Raw genomic sequence first — 17427 nt, 5'->3', positions numbered from 1 at the left:
CCCATTTGTATGTAACTTTCATTTTAAACTTTCCCGTGTGGCTCCTGACGCATCTGTTTCAGCAGATTTCTCCAATGGCCGATCCCGCCTTTTTCACGCAAGACACGCCGAGATAGTCGCATTAAGGCATACAAAGTATAGCCGACTGACATTTTCCCCTTACAGACAAACTCCATTGCAAAACAAAGCTCATCTTCAAAAACAGGCTTAACAAAAATTCGAGGATGCTGCTGCAATTTTACCCACTGCGAAATAAAACCAACAATACTCCACTTCAGGCCCCAAACCGCTCCCGATGCGGTCGCAGTGTCTGCTGCATCACCAAGAGAGAAATCGGTGGACCAATCGAGCTTTGATATTTTGACATGAGCTACAGTCTCTTTTAACCATTCCTTCAAGCCGCGTGTAGATTTCACAGCTTGGTTAACATTGGCGCGCCAGTGCATTACTCTTTCTTTATCAAATATCTCTTCTTTTACGGTATCTACACCTGTCGTCGCAGTCCCTGTCTCTTTAAACTTTCCCCACACACCCTGCTCCAATCCCTTAAAGACCAATTGGGGAAGTTCATAGTGAAGCTTTATCAAACCAAAAAGAGAGGTAACATCTAATTCGAGCAGGTCATTTTTTCCATGTTTATAACACCGTATGCGGAAATCGATAGATGAAGACAGGACCAGGATCAGTGCCAGTACAAGCAAAACAAGGGGAATTGCAAGCCATAACGTCACGTATTTACCTCCAAGAAACCTTAATAATGGGAACCTTTGGTTTAGTATGGCAATTTAAGCTGGAAAAAATTCGGGGTTTGCATAAAAAATATGAGCTTAAATAAAATAGGGACTGTCCCAAACCACATAAATGGTTTAAGGGCAGTCCCTTCAATACAATTATTAGCGTTCTCGTACGAACTAAGGCAGCTCGACATCCTCAAAAGTCATTTGAGTATCCAGCTTATTGAACAATAGCTGTGTCTCTTCTTCCAAATTATCCGTGGACTCAAAATTTGTCGGTTCCGGCAGATCCTTTAGACTGGCAAGACCAAAGCTCTCCAAGAAGGATTTAGTCGTCCCGTACAAAATTGGCCGGCCTACCGCTTCCGCACGACCAACCTCATGAATCAAATCCTTGTTATTCAGCGTATGAATTGCGCGTTCCGACTTCACACCCCGGATCTCTTCAATCTCCACCCGCGTAATCGGTTGGCGATAAGCCACGATTGCGAGAGTCTCTAAGGCAGCCTGAGACAAGGTTGATCTGGATGGTGAATAGGCCAGACGCTCAAAATAGTGGGCATGATCAGGCAATGTAGCCAGCCGATAATTCCCGGCAATTTGCACTACCTGTAAGCCCCGCTCCTGTGCTACATAATCTTCTTTTAGTTCCTCTAAGGCTCCGGCCGCAAGCTCTGGGCGCTGTTCCGTAATTTCAGCCACTTGGCGTACGGAGATTCCTTCATCCCCTGATAGAAACAGCAGGCCTTCAATAATCGATTTCAGCGTTTTGTAATCCATTGAAGTGTTCTCCTCCTCTCCACTCCATTACGATGTCATCAAACAATTTCTCTTGGTAGCAAAAAATCGCCTTCATTTTCATCAGTTCCAGAATCGCAAGAAAAGTAACTACGATTTCGTGCCGTGCCATTTCATCGTGAAGCAGTGCCGAGAAATGCAGCTTACCGCCTGTTCCTCTGCGCTGCAGCGCATCTGATACATCACGTATACGATCTTTTACCGATATTTCATCCCGGGTGATCCGCTGGTAAGAAGACCTTCTGGCAGCCTTACTTAGCGCTTTACGAAAAGCGGCTATTAAGTCTGAGGTATGTAGTCCTTTTAGCGTTTGATCAATCTCTTCTGGCACGAATGGACCCAAATCCTCAGGCTCCTTCGTAAAAATCAAGCTCCGCTCGCTCTCCATATCCATTAAATGTACAGCAATACTCTTGAACTTACGATACTCAATCAGTCGCTGAACAAGTTCAGCTCGTGGATCAAATTCATCCTCTTCGTAATATTCAAAATCATCGATCTCAATGACCGGTGGTTTGGGCAGCAATAGCTTGCTCTTTATAGATAAAAGGGTAGCGGCCATCACGAGAAATTCACTCGTAATATCCAATTCAAGCTCCTGCATGCTACGCAGGTATTCCATATACTGTTCGGTGATCTCGGCGACCGGAATGTCCTGGATGTCGATTTCCGCCTTATCAATTAAATGCAAGAGCAGATCCAGCGGACCTTCAAACGTCTCCAGCTTGTACAATACAGTCACGAAGCATCCTCCCGCCAAAAAAAGTAAAGTGCAGCGCCCGTCTGGACGCTACACAAGTAGAAAGGGCTCTTATAATCCATGCTTTCTTCTTATACTATAAATAAGCACGAATTCGACTGATTCGTCAATAGCTGACTTACTTAAACAGCTTGTTAAGATTCGCCATTTCAATCGCAGCAGTCGCAGCATCCCAGCCTTTATTGCCTGCTTTGGTTCCTGAACGCTCGATGGCCTGTTCAATATTTTCAGTAGTAACTACACCAAAAATGGTCGGCACGCCGGTCTTAAGATTGATAGCGGCTACTCCTTTGGCAACTTCATTACATACATAATCATAGTGTGTAGTGGAACCACGGATAACCGTTCCTAAGGTGATTACAGCGTCGTATTTGCCGCTTTCAGCCATTTTTTGCGCGATCAACGGAATTTCAAATACCCCTGGAACCCAAGCAACATCCACTTCATCATCACCAACACCATGGCGTTTAAAGGCATCAAGTGCACCTGACAGAAGCTTGCTGGTAATAAATTCATTAAAACGTCCTACAACAACTCCGTATTTTAACCCCTCAGAAACTAAGTGACCTTCTAAATATTTTGGCATATCCATCATCTACCCTTCGTTTTTTATAATGTATGGTTAAGCTTTCGAATCCTCATTTTGTTCAATATCGTCAAAAGACAGCATATGACCAAGCTTCGCTTGCTTCGTGTGGAGATAATTGGTGTTGTCCTTGTTCTCCGGCATTTGTATCGGCACGCGCTCAACGACTTCCAACCCATAACCCTCCAGCCCTTTGATCTTACGCGGGTTGTTCGTGAGCAGACGGATTTGGCGCACACCCAGATCCTTCAGAATCTGTGCTCCAATTCCATAGTCACGTAAATCTGCTGGAAAACCAAGCTTTAGATTCGCATCTACAGTGTCAAGACCTTCCTCTTGCAGCTTGTAAGCCCGAAGCTTATTGATAAGGCCAATGCCTCTGCCTTCTTGGCGCATATAGAGTAACACGCCCCTACCGGCAGTTTCGATCTGCCGCAGTGCAGCTTCAAATTGCGGGCCGCAATCACAGCGATGGGAGTGGAATACATCACCAGTCAAGCATTCGGAATGTACACGTACAAGCACTGGCTCATCGCCGGAAATATCGCCTTTTACCAAAGCTACATGCTCTTTATCATCCACTTCATTTGTATAAGCAATGGTCTGGAAATCTCCAAAATCGGTAGGAAGTCGTACAGACACTTCGCGTGTGACGAGTTGTTCTTTTTCGTTGCGATAATGAATAAGATCCTTGATACTGATCAGCTTAAGATCATGCTTGCGGGCTATTTCGATTAGATCAGGTAAGCGGGCCATTGAGCCATCTTCCTTGATAATCTCGCAAATGACACTGGCTGGATAAGCGCCACACATCCGCGCTAGATCAACAGCAGCCTCCGTATGTCCGGAGCGGCGCAGAACGCCACCTTTTTTCGCAATCAGCGGGAACATATGCCCCGGTCTGCGGAAATCAGCAGGTTTCGCTTTTGGATCGATCATGGCTTTAACGGTCAAAGATCTTTCCCCCGCAGAGATTCCAGTGGTTGTATCTTTATGGTCAACAGATACGGTAAAAGCCGTACCGTGATTATCGGTATTGTGGGTTACCATAGCTTGCAGTTCAAGTTCTGCCGCACGCTCTTGGGTAATAGGCATACAAACCAATCCACGTCCCTCAGTAATCATAAAATTGATGACCTCTGGTGTCGCACGTTCAGCAAGGGCTATAAAATCCCCTTCATTCTCACGATCTTCATCATCCACTACAATGATGACTTTACCGCGCATTAAGTCATATATTGCTTCTTCAATCGGATCCAAGACACTTTCCTTTTTCGATTGCTCGCTCATGATCCTATCCTCCTAAAAGCTTTACGAAAGATTATTCCCTTCTTCGTAAGCAAACTCTTTATTTAAACAAACCCGTTCGCCGCCAAAAAATCATGACTAATCCTGGAGCGGCTCTCGCCTTCCTCATCTTGGGCGGCTGAGCCATAATGCAATAAATGATCTACATATTTGCCAAGTACATCACACTCGATATTTACACTATCCCCAGCCCGTTTGTGCGTCAGAACTGTTTCCCCTAACGTATGCGGAATAATGGACACTGCAAGCGATGTGGCTGTAGTCTTCACTACAGTTAAACTAATGCCGTCGATCGTGATCGATCCCTTGGGGATAATATATTTAAATAGTGATTTACGATCCGGTGCAATCTCGAATACAACAGCATTCTGATCACGTTTTACACTCTTAATAATGGCAGTGCCATCAACATGTCCTTGAACAATATGCCCTCCAAAACGCCCGCCGGCTGCCATCGCTCGTTCCAGATTCATCCGGCTGCCGGGCTTCAGCTCCTTCAGATTGCTATTCCGGTAGGTCTGCGGCATTACATCCACTGTAAAGGAATGATCGCCCAAAGTTGTCGCCGTGAGACAAACCCCATTGACGGACACACTGTCACCGATTTTTAGATCATCCATGATGACCGAAGCGGCAATATTCAGCACCATCATTTCCCCACCGGCGGAGACACTGCGCAAAACACCAACCTCTTCAATTAATCCGGTGAACATGATATCCCTCCTAAAAAGCATTACTTCCTAAATTCACTTCTTGCATAGCTTTTGTTAGCGTACCGGAGTACCGCTGATACATACATTATCTCCTAGCACTTTTACTTCCAATCCTTCAAGTGAGATCGCATCCTTCATCAGCTCTACACCCGGAAATACGAAAGTCCCTTTCGCTTCTGCACCACCGCCGACAATTTTTGGAGCGAAGAAGAGAATCACACGATCCACTAGCCCGCTCTCCAGCATCGCGCCATTCAGCGTCCCCCCGCCTTCCAGTAAAATAGAGCCTATCTCCATTTCGCCAAGAGATATCATGGCCGCCTTCAGATCCACTCTTGGACCTGCTCCGCACACAACGATTTGAATGCCTGCTTCCAGCAGTGCAGCCTTTTTAGCAGGATCTGCAGCATCGGTTGTTACAATAAGTGTAGGCGCTAGACCATCACATACAACTGCCGAATCCAGAGGAATACGTAGCCCGGAATCAATGATGATCCGCGTCGGGTTAATGCCAGGCACTTCTGTTCTTGTTGTCAGAGAGGGATTATCAGCAATCACTGTATTCACACCGACCATGATACCCTGATGCCGATGCCGCAGCATATGTACGATCTCCCGCGCTTCCCCATTCGAAATCCATTTACTGTCACCAGATTTGGTAGCTAGATTGCCATCAAGTGTACTTGCACTCTTCAGCGTAACAAAAGGTTGTTTTGTCAAAATATATTTGATAAAACGCTCATTCAATCGAAGCGCACGATCACGCAACAAACCGACTTCGACCTCAATCCCTTGATCACGCAGCATTTGAATTCCGCGCCCTGCCACCTGAGGGTTCGGGTCTTCACAAGCAACTACAACCCTAGCTACCCCTTCATCGATCAGCCTTTGGCTGCAAGGTGGAGTTTTTCCATAATGGCTGCACGGTTCTAGTGTGACATATGCCGTACTGCCCTGTGCCTGCCCAGCTGCCATATTCAAGGCGTGCACCTCGGCATGCCCCGTACCTCGCTGTAAATGAGTTCCGAGTCCAATCATTGCTCCATTCTTCACCACAACGCAGCCAACAACAGGGTTAATTCCCGTCTGTCCTTGGGCACGTTCGGCCATGTCCAGTGCTAGCGACATATAAAACTCATCATTCATGTTGTCCATCTCTTCCTCCTATCCACTGCTGTCAATTCTTAAGCTAAAAAAAACAGAAAAACCCATCTCATTCTCCAGGAGGAGTTCAAGATGGGTTATGCGAGAGTTCATCGGCAGTCCAAATAAAAGTGTGCTTAAATAGCCGTCAATCGACGGGCATTGTGAAATATCGCACATGATTATATGAAAACACTGCGGTCCGCCAGTCCATTGCAGACAAGCGGTTAACCTCTCCTTCTTCCATCCAGACTATACTGTCGGTCCCGGAATTTCACCAGGTCCACCGTTCGCGTCAACAACGCGAGCCGGGTAGCGGACTGAGCACTGTAGATAAACTGAATAAGTTATTTCTACAACAGCATCACCGCCGGTAGGGAATTACACCCTGCCCTGAAGGATTGATCCTTTATTTAATTGAGATTCAAGTTTTCCTTACTAACAAAATTATCACTTACACCAGCGAAATGCAAGTGCGTTTATTATATTTACTTAAAATTTGTAACTAGATTATAGATTGTACTGAGTTTATAAAAGGAAACCAAGAAGCGCCAGGACAAGGACTCCTGGCGCTTCTTGGTTATATTTCAGGATTACAAACCACGTTCTTGTTGTTTCAAAAGATCACGAATTTCCGTAAGCAGCACGATATCCTCTGCAGGTGCTGGAGTCTCTACCACTTCAACTTTAACGGCTTCTTTGCGCTGAAATTTATTGGCGAGCTTAATCACCAGAAAGATAGAGAAGGAAATAATAAAGAAATCAACAACCGATTGTAAAAATAGTCCGTAAGGTATTTTCAGGTCCGTAGTGACTTCAAGCACCCGGTCCTTTAAATCTATACCACCCGTAAGCAAACCTGCAATTGGCATAATAATGTCATTTACTAATGAAGTTACAATCTTTCCGAATGCAGCTCCAATAATGACCGCAACCGCTAAATCAAGAACATTTCCTTTTAAGGCAAAAGATTTAAATTCTTTCCACATATACCAAATAACCCCCACATATATAATTTGAAATTATTATAGCATAGTAGCTTCCTATTTCTTAAGACTTGTTAAGAAACTATTAAGTTTCCCTTTACTTTTATCTGCCACCGCTGTTAAGAAGTTTCCTGTTAAATAAAGTTTAAGAATTATTTCTTACATGATAGAGCCATGGCTGAGAATGTATTATCTACAGATCAACACATGGATTGAGGTACAGCGATCAGAGCAAACTAAAAGGAAAAACCAAACTGGCATAATGCTGTGGGGGATTTGGTCTTTTATTCCACTAATTTATTAGCTGCTATACAGTACCTTTGCCTTCACTGGTCTTCAAATGAGGCTTCCAAACAAGAAAATGTTGTATACTTCTTATAGCAAGAATTGCGCTTTACAAGCAAGAAAGGACGCTGAGAAATGCACAACGCAACGCTGCTATTGGTGGACGACGAAGCCGAGATTATTAAACTAATGCAGATCTATCTGGAGAACGAGGGTTACCGGCTGTTAACTGCCAGAGACGGGCTGGAAGCACTCGAAATTATCAATAGAGAGACTATAGACCTCATGGTTCTTGATATCATGATGCCTAATATGGACGGCATTGAGGCTTGTATTAAAATTCGTGAAACGCAAAAATTTCCGATCATCATGTTATCTGCTAAAGGGCAGGAACTTGATAAAATCACCGGACTAAGCGTAGGTGCAGATGATTATGTTACGAAACCTTTTAGTCCGCTGGAGTTAGTTGCCCGTGTTAAATCCCAGCTGCGCAGAACTCGAAATTACATGGCAGATCTAAACGCCAAACAGGATGAAATCATCATTGATGGCCTGGTTATTAATTCGGTTACGCATGAAGTAAGTGTGGATGATCACCCAGTTAAGCTTACCCCGCGAGAATTTGCGATTCTAGAGCTGCTCGCCCGTAATAAGGGACAAGTCCTAAGCATGGAGCAGATCTACGCCAAAGTATGGAAAGAACAATTCCTGGAAAGCAACAATACACTTATGGTGCATATTCGTAAAATCAGAGAAAAAATAGAAGAAAATCCGCGTAAACCACAATACTTAAAAACGGTATGGGGCGTTGGCTACAAACTGGAAAAAGGAGGTCCTTCTAGTTGAACTTTAAACGATTCGATACCCTATCCTGGAAAATAGTTGGCTTCAGCTTAACGAGCCTAGCACTCACCGCTTTAATCTTAATGGGCGGCTATTATGGCACTTCACTATTGCTGTGGTTAAATCCTTCACGCTCCTTTTGGGGAGTCAGACTCATTCTCTGGGTGATCAATACCATTGGATCAACGCCAGTTGTGATTCTTATAGGGATTCCTTTATTTATTTTTTTCATCCTAAAATTGTCCAGAAATACAACTAAGAATCTTCATAACATTACTAGCGGAGTTCAGGCCATTGCGGATGGCAATTTGTCTTTCAAGGTGCCGGTAACAGGTACGGATGAACTCGGAAAGCTCGCAGAAAATATGAACACTATGGCTGGCAAGCTAAAATCTGCTATAGAGGAAGAACGAGCCGCTGCAAAAGCCAAAAACGACCTAATCACAGGTGTGTCTCATGACCTCCGAACCCCACTAACCTCTGTTCTCGGATTCCTTGAATATGTGGAGAAGGATCGTTATAAAAATGAGGTTGAGCTGCGTTATTATGTGAATATTGCCTATGAGAAATCTTTGACTCTTAAAAAGCTAATCGACGATTTGTTTGAATACACTCGCGTCAGCAGCAGCGGATTACCGCTAAATATTGAGCCTGTAGATCTCGGCAAGCTGCTCGAACAGCTGATTGAAGAATTTGCACCCGTACTGGAACAAGCAGATATGAGCTACCGCATTCATACGGATACAGCTCCTCTGATTATCAACGGAGATGCGGACGAGCTGGTGCGATTGTATGAGAACCTATTTACCAATGCCGTAAGATACGGTAAGGAAGGGAAAATTCTAGACATTTCTGTTGTTAGAAAAGACGATAGAATAGTTGCTCTGTGTACGAATTACGGTACTCCTATCCCTGCATCCGACCTCCCCCACTTATTTAAACGCTTTTATCGTGTCGATAAATCCCGCTCCCGAGAGACAGGCGGAAGTGGCTTAGGGCTCGCCATAGCCAAGAGTATTGCAGAGCTTCACGGCGGAACCATTACAGCCAAAAGCACACGCAAACAAACTGAATTTGAAACCTCTTTCCCTGTGAGCGAATGATGCTTGCGGGGATTTTTTGTACAATCTCAACCATTAAGAAAATGATAAGAATTCATAACATAAAGCCTTAAGATCTCTGACTTATAGTGATTTCATACTAAATCTGCTATAAGTGAGGATTGTTGTTATGCTATTTAATTCGTATCCCTTTATGTTTGGTTTTCTGCCTATCGTGCTGGCCGGATATTTTATTCTGAATCGTCTTCGTCTCACACTCTGTGCTAAGGTATGGCTTACCCTCGCCTCTTTAGTTTTTTACGGGTATTGGAACATAAAATATGTCCCTCTAATCTTGATATCCATCTTATTTAACTATGTTATGAGCCATTTCATTCATACCACAACAGCTAAGCGTCGCCGGCCGCTGCTAATCTTTAGCTTAAGCACAAATATTCTATTACTCAGCTATTACAAATACACGGATTTTTTTATAGAAAATTGGAATGAGGTAACCGCAAGCAACCTTTCTCTGCACCATCTTATATTGCCTTTAGGCATAAGTTTCTTTACCTTTACACAAATCGCCTACCTCGTTGATGTTTACCGGAACCAAGCGCGTGAGTACAATCTTTTGAATTACACGCTATTTGTGACTTTTTTCCCGCATCTGATCTCCGGTCCCATCCTTCATCACAAGGATATGATGCCCCAATTCGATAAACTGCGAAATAAGGTTTGGAATTGGAACAACATACGGAAGGGGACCCTCTTCTTCAGCATCGGATTAGGAAAAAAAGTCATCCTAGCGGATACCCTAGCTGGTTATGCTGATAACGGTTTTGCAGCTGCAACATATTTTGTAGATTCATGGGTGGCTATCCTTTCCTATACCTTACAAATCTACTATGATTTCAGCGGCTATACCGATATGGCGATTGGAATAGCACTGCTGTTCAACATCCATCTGCCGCAAAATTTCAATGAACCCTACCGAGCCGTAAGCATCCGCGATTTCTGGAGACGCTGGCATATTACGCTCAGCCATTTTCTTAGAGATTATATCTACATTCCACTTGGCGGCAACCGGAAAAGCTTCTGGATTTCGATCCGAAATGTCATTATTACTTTTCTGCTCGGTGGTTTTTGGCACGGTGCGGGTTGGCTGTTCATCCTGTGGGGGCTCTTGCATGGAGTAGGACAAGCTGTAGAGAAATGTTGGGGACGCTGGGGCTTCTCCCTTCCCAAATGGTTATCATGGTTGCTGACTTTCATATTTGTGAACATCACATGGGTGTTTTTCCGTGCAGAACATATATCGCAGGCATTTCGTTTGTTGAAAGGGATGAGTGGGCTTAACGGGGTATCTTTGCAATCTATTGGATCGCTTAAATGGGCAATCATCCTGATTCTCATCTTAATGACGATCATTCTCTGGAAACCCCTTCATCTATTGAACAAACGTAATTTTCAGTATAGCTGGAAAACAGCATTTGTGATGGCATTTATCATTATGTTCTCGCTGTTATTCTTCAACCGAATTACAACCTTTTTATACTTTAACTTCTAGAACTGTAAGGAGGAATGATGATGCTTGCATCACGGCTTCAGAATAATAACAACCCACGTAAATCCCCCGGGATTCATACTAAATCGAAACGTTTCATAGGTTATTTCCTGCTTTGTTTTAGCTTGTTAGCGCTTCTAACGGCGCTGATTACTGCTTTTATCGACCCATTACAATTCTATCACCGTCCATCGTGGTATACCCCACTCTTGTCAGAAGAAGAACGTTATCAGAATCCAGGTTTAGCTAAAAATTACGACTACGACAATATTATCATCGGCACGTCTATGACAGAGAACTTTCTTCCCTCTCAAGTAGATGCCAGCTTAGGTGGGACAACCTTAAAGTTATCTATGGAAGGATCCACGGTCGATGAGCATTATAAAATTGCCAAACTTGCCTTGGAGACAGGCAAAGTAAAACAAGTGCTCTGGGGTTTGGATTATTTCTCTATGAAACTCGCCACAGCCGAAGATGAGGAAGATTTCCCTGACTATCTGTATGACGGCAAACTATGGACCGACTACAAATACTGGTTCAATTCATCTGTATTTAAACAATTAATAAGCAGCATCAAAAACAACCTGAGTGGTGAAGCTAAACAGAATTTGGAATATTTATACAACTGGGATAACAAAGTAGTGTTTGGCAAGCAATACGTTGCAGAATCTTACCTAATGGCTTGTGACAAGGAGCTGGATTACGGTACTAACGAGGAAAGCATTGAGCAAGTAAAGGGCTATTTTAATACGTATATCCGTCCTCTGCTGGAGGAATATCCCGATGTCCAGTTTTATTTCTACTACCCACCCTACAGCGTTATGCGTCAGGTCGCTTGGTTCGCCAGTAATCCCGTTCGCTTTAACAATCAGCTTGTCATGCGGCAATGGATATTCGAGCAATTTGAACAGTTTCCAAATGTGAAGCTATACGATTTCCAAGCCGAAGCGGATTGGACATTCAATCTAGACCTCTATAAGGATTTAAGCCATCATAATGGTGAGGTTAACACGTGGATAGCAGAAGCTATCGGACAGGACAATTCCAAATATCGGGTAACTTCCAGCAACATAAAGGCGCTTAATAGCTCGCTGGAATCACAGGCGGAAAGCGCCGTTATGAATAATAACGGAAAAGTTTATCGCAGCAGTGTACAAGTAAATGGATTACCACTAGCACTTAACATCCGTTTAGTGCAAGGAAATAAAGAATTATGGCTGCCCGCTAAAGATATCGGGACAGCCCTGGGTGCATCCATAACGTGGGATGCGGCCACTAAAACTGTATCGCTTACTTCCGCCGAGAACACCGTTACTATGACTGTGGGCAGTGTCAAAGCACTCGTGAACGGGAAAGCTCTCACCATTGATGCTGCGCCGCTTCTTGCAGGAGGAAAAGTTTTAGTCCCGCTAGCCTTTGTTGCGGAACAGCTCGGCTGGAATGTCTCAAGTGAAAAGGAAGGCGAATGGCTGCGGTATAACCTAAGCACCTCAGATAACGCCGGTACACTTAAGAATCAGCCATAAAATTTCCAAAAAAAAAGCACAAAAGCACCCGGCATTTATCATGCTGGGTGCTTTTGCATAAAAATCTCAAATCACACTAATCTCGATCACTCTGTTTTACCTCTACGTCTAAATACTCGGTTCATAACAAATCCTATGGTTATCAACCCTATTCCCGACAGATACAGAGGCAAAGGACTGTTCTCACCTGTCTTCGGCAGCTGAGGAGCACCTGAAGTGCTATTGTTCACCGTACTTTTTGGTACTTCTTCATCGTCGATATCAACTTCTCCTAATGGAATTTCTTCTTCGGTAATCTCTTGCTCAGGAGTTCCCTCATCGGTTGATGTCGCGGATCCTAGATCGGCCGCATTTCCAGGACCAGCAGGAACAGCTGGATCATTAATAATTACTTCGGGTACGGGCGAGCTTGTAGACGTGGGTACCACCGAACCTCCAGATGTGCTGCTTGTAGGGATTGGTGTAGGTGCAGCAGTCGCTTCTGGTGATGGAGAAACCGTCGGTGCTGGCGTTGTTGATGGTGCAGGTGTTACGGTTGGTTCTGGTGTTGTTGTTGGAGCACCGGTTGGTTCTGGCGTTACCGTAGGCGTGGGCTCCACTGCTTTTTGATTCGTAATCACCAGTTGAATCGCTGACGAGGAACGAATCTCCACTGGATGCTCGGATGTATCGAGCACGTAACCATTTGGAGCTGCTGTCTCCACCAATACATAGCTACCCAGCCATATTTTATTAAATGTAGCTGTACCCTCTGCATCTGTAGTTAGACTGTTAATCAGTACACGTTCCGTGCCATTTAGTCGATACAATGCAAAAGTCGCATCACCAAGCGCCTTTAAATTATCATCAGCATCTAACTTCTTAATATTGAGAGTGCCTCTTCCCCCGCTGCCTGTGCCAGAACCGCTGGAGACCCCGACAATAATTTCTCTAGAGGTTTCTTTACTTATTTCGCTGCCGTTAAAACCACTGAAATGTACAGTATTTATTACTTTGTCTCCAGTGTTAGCCACAATCAGGGATTGATATTCGAGAATGTAAGCCCTGCTGATTTCATAGGCAAAGCTTAACTCAAAAGATTGTTTTCCATCGGTATCCGTTGTGATAACAACGCTATAATCAATACCCTGAATCAGTTCAGGACCGCTTTTCGTGATATCTCCGTTCACAGCTACAGCCGTAGGATACAGATGGAATGAATTCTGCAGCAAAATTTGATTAGCACTAGGAGTATCTTTGATTAATGCATCCTTTATTGTGGACTGCCCCCGGTTAATTTGCAGGCTCCAGTCAATTTTATCCCCGTTTTGTGTACCGTCCTTCAGCACATAATCCTCTCCAAAAGGAATTTTTACGGAGGCGGTCAAATCTTTGGAAACCACTTTTGCTCCATCATAGAGATTAGCTTTATTATCAACAGTAGTGCCTATTATTTGCCCTTCAAGACTTGTATTAAATTCAATGTAGAAAGCGGAGTTAATCTTATCTGTAAAAATAACCTTTAATTCATTATCGCTATTTACGCTATAGGTATATTTATTAGGATTCACTTCTGTACCCTTGGTAGGGTCACCATTCTTTGCAATATTCATAGTGTAAACTTTTAGTGAACCAGGAACCAAAGTCTGGCCTGATTTTAAAATATCAACAAGCGCCGGAGCTTCGAGGGTTTTGCCATTATAATTGGCGCCTATCGACCAAGTAATTTTTTTAGTTGAAGCATCGTAGGCTCCCCCTTTAAATCCATTGCTTTTCGCCTCAGGTCTAGGAATGAATAACCCTTCTGCTTCTATCGTGCGTAAGGCTTCAGTAGTGTCCATCCAGTCTAACCGAACTTTGTTATTGAAATTTTCAGTTTTAGCCCAAATCCAATCCTTGTTAAATTCTGTAGTATAGCTAATCGTATAAAGACCAGATATCGGTGAATTAAACACTACCTTAAAGCCTTTATTAGGCTCGACAGGTGAGTTGTACACTAGATCATAGTTATTTGGATTTAAAACATTCCCATTCAGATTTCTAATCACCAGTGATTCTGGAATAAACTTTAGGCCGCCAAATGGGAAGGATTCGGTAACTGTAACATGGCTCATCGGGTAATTATCACTATTCAATGTGACCTTCCAGCCTAATGTTTTATTCTGATAATCTACGGTTGATAAAGTCTTATAAAGAATGGAAGACCGGATTAATCGGGTAGCCTGATCACTATACGTACTATCAGATACTGTATTAGTTATGGTAGCATCCTCAAACACGCGTTTTATCGCTTTTGTCTTATATTCGATTCGATATGGTGAAGTAACATCGTGTGCAAATTGCAATACAAACCCAGACTTATGAACGTCTGACGTGGAAACAACCGTGTAGTCAACATCCTTTGTCAAAACCTTGCCTAACGTTGCACCACCGGAAGAATCCAGCTGCACAGCATATACTTTTAGCGAATCGGCTACCAGCTCTTGAGAATCATCGAACAAATCTGTTAACACAGCGTTTCCTTGCGGGATGTTCTTTTCATTGTAGTTATATTCAATTGCCCAGGAAATGATCTGCTTGCCCCCATCATAGCTTGTAGAATACTTTTTCAAGCTTCCTCCACGTTCTACATTCACTGTGGCAGTCGAGCTGGTAGGCTCTTGCCCATTTCCTGAAAAAGTTGCAGTATTGGTGAAGCTTAGCTGATGGTCATTAGTAATCCCTGTGGAATATACAATACGGTAAGCCTCTTTAATCACAGGCTCCGTAAAACGGACAATCAATGACCCTCCGGAGAGCTCTGCAGAGTATTTGCTTGTGTCGAGCAATGCTCCTTCCGTTACTGAACCATCCAATTGAATGCTCAGTTGATACACGCTCACTGTGACTGGAGTATTTAATGATAAGCCTGAAGGGATGGGGTCACTCACAATGGCATTCCCCACGGCTTCCAAAGACTTATTGACATCAACAGTCCAAAATATTTGGTTCGCATTGAAGCCTTCGGGAATACCTCTCTTCTCTATAATTGATCCAACACTTGGTTTAAAATTAACTGTCACTGTCTGAATACCGCCGCTCACGGGAAATAAAATATTCTGAATAGTACTGCCCGAGATTTTCTGTTTATCGAATTTAGTATTTAACCGCAGCGTTCCCTGCACGTCATCATGTGTTTCTATGTAGTCATTAAAAGTCATTATCACTTCATGTGAAATTTGCCTCACTTCAAAGCTCCCTACATCTCCATCCTCAGAGACCAAGGGTCCGTTAAAATCATTAAATAGCTGGAACTGTTCTGGAAGCTGAAAAGTAAAAGTGTCACCTTGCTTGTAATTATGATTTTTAGGAAGAGACCAATTATAATCCAAGGTAACATTAGCATCTTGTTCGTATACGCTGTTCGTGACCGTGATTCCATCTGGCCCGTACACAGCCATTGAAACACTGGTGATGATATTTCTTTCGTCATCAATCGCAGCCGCTTTTACTTGCGGAGCAAATCCGATGCCATAGGCATATTGGGCCACAAGCATCAAAATAATGACCATTACACTTATTTTTTTCTTAAACATGTTCCTGTTGCCTCCATTTTCTTGTTCTAATTGTTTTCCACCCCTGCATGTTCAAAAGCTTCATATGTAATTCCGCGCCCTACGCCCCATCTTATGTTAATATAATGAAAAGTCTTCCTTATGCGGTGGAGTTGACAGAACATATACATATATACCCATTTTATGGATATCTAGAATCAAGATTATTAAAATTCTCAAACTTTATTTTTGATGGATGTTTTCACGTTCAAAGGAGGTTCGTCTATGCAGCTTTCATCTTTTTTTGATCGCCAGCACGCGGAGGATTTCATCATGTTCTCCTCTTCGCATTGGGTTGCGCTGTCTATCATTACGTTAAGTTGTCTACTGCTCTATGGCTTACGGTTTGAAATTCGTACAGATTCAAGACTTCGGCAAAGCGTGCGTTTGCTGCTAATCATACTACTTGTAGTCTCAGAAGCCGGGCTGCAAATGTGGTACATCTCTCAGAACATCTGGCGCTCCAGCTCCTCATTACCGTTCGAGCTCTGTGGAATCACTCTACTGCTGTCTATTATCATGTTAATTTCACGCAGTCGAACCCTTTATTCCTTTCTCTACTTTGCCGGGATCGGCGGAGCATTTATTGCGTTGCTCACCCCTAACCTAGTTTATCCGTTCCCTCATTTCCGCTTTCTCCTGTTTTTTATAGCTCATGGTTCTATTATTCTGGCGTCTCTTTACATGACCTGGATTGAGGGCTACAAGCCGACTTGGAGATCTTTACTCATCACCATGCTCGGCCTCAATATTGTGGCTGCCTGCATCTGGACTGCTAATTACTTCCTAGGCTCAAACTACATGTTCCTATCCCAGAAACCTAGTACCTATTCCGTATTGGATTATTTTGGACCTTATCCTTATTACCTGCTTGTTGAAGAGCTGTTTGCCTTCACTGTGTTTCTAGCTATGTATTTGATATTCTTCTGGCTACCAGAGCGGCGCAATTCACGGCGTAGACAGGTTAGGCGGATTCTTTAACAACACAAAAAAGCCAGCCCCGATATTCGGAGACTGGCTTTTAACTATTAAATCTTAAGCTTCGATGATTTCTACCGAAGTCATTTTGTCGCGTCCTTTAAAAGCATCAACAAGATCCATACCTTCTACTACTTTACCAAACACAGTGTGTACTCCATCCAAGTGTGGTTGTGGAGCGTAGCAGATGTAGAACTGACTTCCGCCTGTGTTCTTACCTGCATGTGCCATAGCAAGTGTTCCGCGTTCATGTTTGTTTGGGTTAATTTCGCAGTTGATTGTGTAACCTGGGCCGCCAGAGCCAGTTCCGTTAGGACATCCGCCTTGAGCAACGAAACCAGGGATAACACGGTGGAATGTCAATCCGTTGTAGAAACCTTCTTTTGCCAGCTTTTCAAAGTTGGCTACAGTGTTAGGTGCATCTTGATCGAACAAGTCCAGCAGCACTACGCCGCCATTTTCTAGAGTGATTTTCGCTTGCTTTGCCATATGTAAATGACCCCTTTCAAAATTAACAAATTTAGAATACCTCAATTATATTACTATGAAACCACGCACAAAGCAAAGCAAGCAGGAGACTTTCCTGCT

The 17427-nt window shown here is 43.5% G+C and carries 15 protein-coding genes and 1 riboswitch; of the genes, 5 read left to right on the top strand and 10 right to left on the bottom strand.

Translation table 11 applies throughout. From position 1 onward, the window contains the following. Positions 1–23: 23 nt before the first annotated feature. The 8 genes from MHH63_RS06705 to mscL form a co-directional block, all read right to left on the bottom strand. Positions 24–731 carry a DUF2953 domain-containing protein gene (locus MHH63_RS06705; RefSeq protein ID WP_076127459.1) on the bottom strand — a complete coding sequence of 236 codons (708 nt, stop codon included), beginning with the start codon at positions 729–731 and terminating at the stop codon, positions 24–26. Positions 732–911: 180 nt separating this feature from the next. Beyond that, positions 912–1514 (bottom strand): SMC-Scp complex subunit ScpB, encoded by a 603-nt coding sequence (gene scpB / locus MHH63_RS06700; RefSeq protein WP_036676149.1) that lies wholly within the window; start codon positions 1512–1514, stop codon positions 912–914. After that, on the bottom strand, positions 1483–2274 hold the full coding sequence (locus tag MHH63_RS06695) for a segregation and condensation protein A (protein WP_036676147.1): 792 nt from the start codon (positions 2272–2274) through the stop codon (positions 1483–1485). The genes scpB and MHH63_RS06695 overlap by 32 nt, the downstream gene beginning before the upstream one ends. Positions 2275–2410: 136 nt before the next feature. Further along, complete coding sequence (ribH, locus tag MHH63_RS06690) at positions 2411–2878, bottom strand: 6,7-dimethyl-8-ribityllumazine synthase (RefSeq protein WP_036676377.1); 468 nt, start codon at positions 2876–2878, stop codon at positions 2411–2413. A 36-nt stretch (positions 2879–2914) separates the two neighbouring features. Then, positions 2915–4168, bottom strand: coding sequence for a bifunctional 3,4-dihydroxy-2-butanone-4-phosphate synthase/GTP cyclohydrolase II (locus MHH63_RS06685; protein ID WP_076127453.1), 1254 nt, complete (start codon positions 4166–4168; stop codon positions 2915–2917). A 62-nt stretch (positions 4169–4230) separates the two neighbouring features. After that, complete coding sequence (gene ribE / locus MHH63_RS06680; protein ID WP_076192226.1) at positions 4231–4899, bottom strand: riboflavin synthase; 669 nt, start codon at positions 4897–4899, stop codon at positions 4231–4233. Between the two features lie 54 nt (positions 4900–4953). Continuing rightward, a complete protein-coding gene (gene ribD / locus MHH63_RS06675) occupies positions 4954–6054 on the bottom strand; it encodes a bifunctional diaminohydroxyphosphoribosylaminopyrimidine deaminase/5-amino-6-(5-phosphoribosylamino)uracil reductase RibD (protein ID WP_341171334.1) in 1101 nt (366 codons plus the stop codon). 219 nt (positions 6055–6273) lie between these two features. Continuing rightward, positions 6274–6447: riboswitch (FMN riboswitch) on the bottom strand. A 188-nt stretch (positions 6448–6635) separates the two neighbouring features. Further along, positions 6636–7031 (bottom strand): large conductance mechanosensitive channel protein MscL, encoded by a 396-nt coding sequence (gene mscL / locus MHH63_RS06670; protein ID WP_340394232.1) that lies wholly within the window; start codon positions 7029–7031, stop codon positions 6636–6638. 417 nt (positions 7032–7448) lie between these two features. Between mscL and MHH63_RS06665 the strand changes: the two genes are divergently transcribed. From MHH63_RS06665 to MHH63_RS06650, 4 genes are all read left to right on the top strand, one after another. After that, positions 7449–8159, top strand: a complete 711-nt coding sequence (locus tag MHH63_RS06665; RefSeq protein WP_076302771.1) for a response regulator transcription factor — start codon at positions 7449–7451, stop codon at positions 8157–8159. Next, on the top strand, positions 8156–9259 hold the full coding sequence (locus MHH63_RS06660) for a sensor histidine kinase (protein ID WP_076127442.1): 1104 nt from the start codon (positions 8156–8158) through the stop codon (positions 9257–9259). The genes MHH63_RS06665 and MHH63_RS06660 overlap by 4 nt, the downstream gene beginning before the upstream one ends. 127 nt (positions 9260–9386) lie before the next feature. After that, positions 9387–10766 carry an MBOAT family O-acyltransferase gene (locus tag MHH63_RS06655; protein WP_341171333.1) on the top strand — a complete coding sequence of 460 codons (1380 nt, stop codon included), beginning with the start codon at positions 9387–9389 and terminating at the stop codon, positions 10764–10766. 20 nt (positions 10767–10786) lie between these two features. Continuing rightward, positions 10787–12289, top strand: a complete 1503-nt coding sequence (locus tag MHH63_RS06650; protein ID WP_341171332.1) for a stalk domain-containing protein — start codon at positions 10787–10789, stop codon at positions 12287–12289. Between the two features lie 86 nt (positions 12290–12375). On the opposite strand, the gene MHH63_RS06645 is transcribed toward MHH63_RS06650, so the two are convergent. After that, positions 12376–15843, bottom strand: a complete 3468-nt coding sequence (locus MHH63_RS06645) for a collagen binding domain-containing protein (protein ID WP_341171331.1) — start codon at positions 15841–15843, stop codon at positions 12376–12378. Between the two features lie 243 nt (positions 15844–16086). Here MHH63_RS06645 and MHH63_RS06640 point away from each other — a divergent pair, with 243 nt between their 5' ends. After that, positions 16087–16842: a YwaF family protein gene (locus MHH63_RS06640; RefSeq protein ID WP_076127434.1), complete on the top strand. Its 756-nt coding sequence runs from the start codon at positions 16087–16089 to the stop codon at positions 16840–16842. Between the two features lie 54 nt (positions 16843–16896). On the opposite strand, the gene MHH63_RS06635 is transcribed toward MHH63_RS06640, so the two are convergent. Beyond that, positions 16897–17328: a peptidylprolyl isomerase gene (locus tag MHH63_RS06635; protein ID WP_036676135.1), complete on the bottom strand. Its 432-nt coding sequence runs from the start codon at positions 17326–17328 to the stop codon at positions 16897–16899. Positions 17329–17427: the final 99 nt, after the last annotated feature.

This window comes from Paenibacillus sp. FSL H3-0310 (genome assembly GCF_038002785.1).
Taxonomy (GTDB): domain Bacteria; phylum Bacillota; class Bacilli; order Paenibacillales; family Paenibacillaceae; genus Paenibacillus_AQ; species Paenibacillus_AQ odorifer.
The sequence above is the reverse complement of the archived record's forward strand: the minus strand, read 5'-3'. Positions and strand labels throughout refer to the sequence as shown.

Coding starts and splice junctions, on each gene's coding strand:
- ribD (WP_341171334.1), bottom strand. CDS start 6,054: ATGGACAACATGAATGATGAGTTTTATATGTCGCTAGCACTGGACATG.
- ribE (WP_076192226.1), bottom strand. CDS start 4,899: ATGTTCACCGGATTAATTGAAGAGGTTGGTGTTTTGCGCAGTGTCTCC.
- MHH63_RS06665 (WP_076302771.1), top strand. CDS start 7,449: ATGCACAACGCAACGCTGCTATTGGTGGACGACGAAGCCGAGATTATT.
- MHH63_RS06645 (WP_341171331.1), bottom strand. CDS start 15,843: ATGTTTAAGAAAAAAATAAGTGTAATGGTCATTATTTTGATGCTTGTG.
- mscL (WP_340394232.1), bottom strand. CDS start 7,031: ATGTGGAAAGAATTTAAATCTTTTGCCTTAAAAGGAAATGTTCTTGAT.
- MHH63_RS06650 (WP_341171332.1), top strand. CDS start 10,787: ATGCTTGCATCACGGCTTCAGAATAATAACAACCCACGTAAATCCCCC.
- MHH63_RS06640 (WP_076127434.1), top strand. CDS start 16,087: ATGCAGCTTTCATCTTTTTTTGATCGCCAGCACGCGGAGGATTTCATC.
- MHH63_RS06635 (WP_036676135.1), bottom strand. CDS start 17,328: ATGGCAAAGCAAGCGAAAATCACTCTAGAAAATGGCGGCGTAGTGCTG.
- MHH63_RS06685 (WP_076127453.1), bottom strand. CDS start 4,168: ATGAGCGAGCAATCGAAAAAGGAAAGTGTCTTGGATCCGATTGAAGAA.
- ribH (WP_036676377.1), bottom strand. CDS start 2,878: ATGCCAAAATATTTAGAAGGTCACTTAGTTTCTGAGGGGTTAAAATAC.
- scpB (WP_036676149.1), bottom strand. CDS start 1,514: ATGGATTACAAAACGCTGAAATCGATTATTGAAGGCCTGCTGTTTCTA.
- MHH63_RS06655 (WP_341171333.1), top strand. CDS start 9,387: ATGCTATTTAATTCGTATCCCTTTATGTTTGGTTTTCTGCCTATCGTG.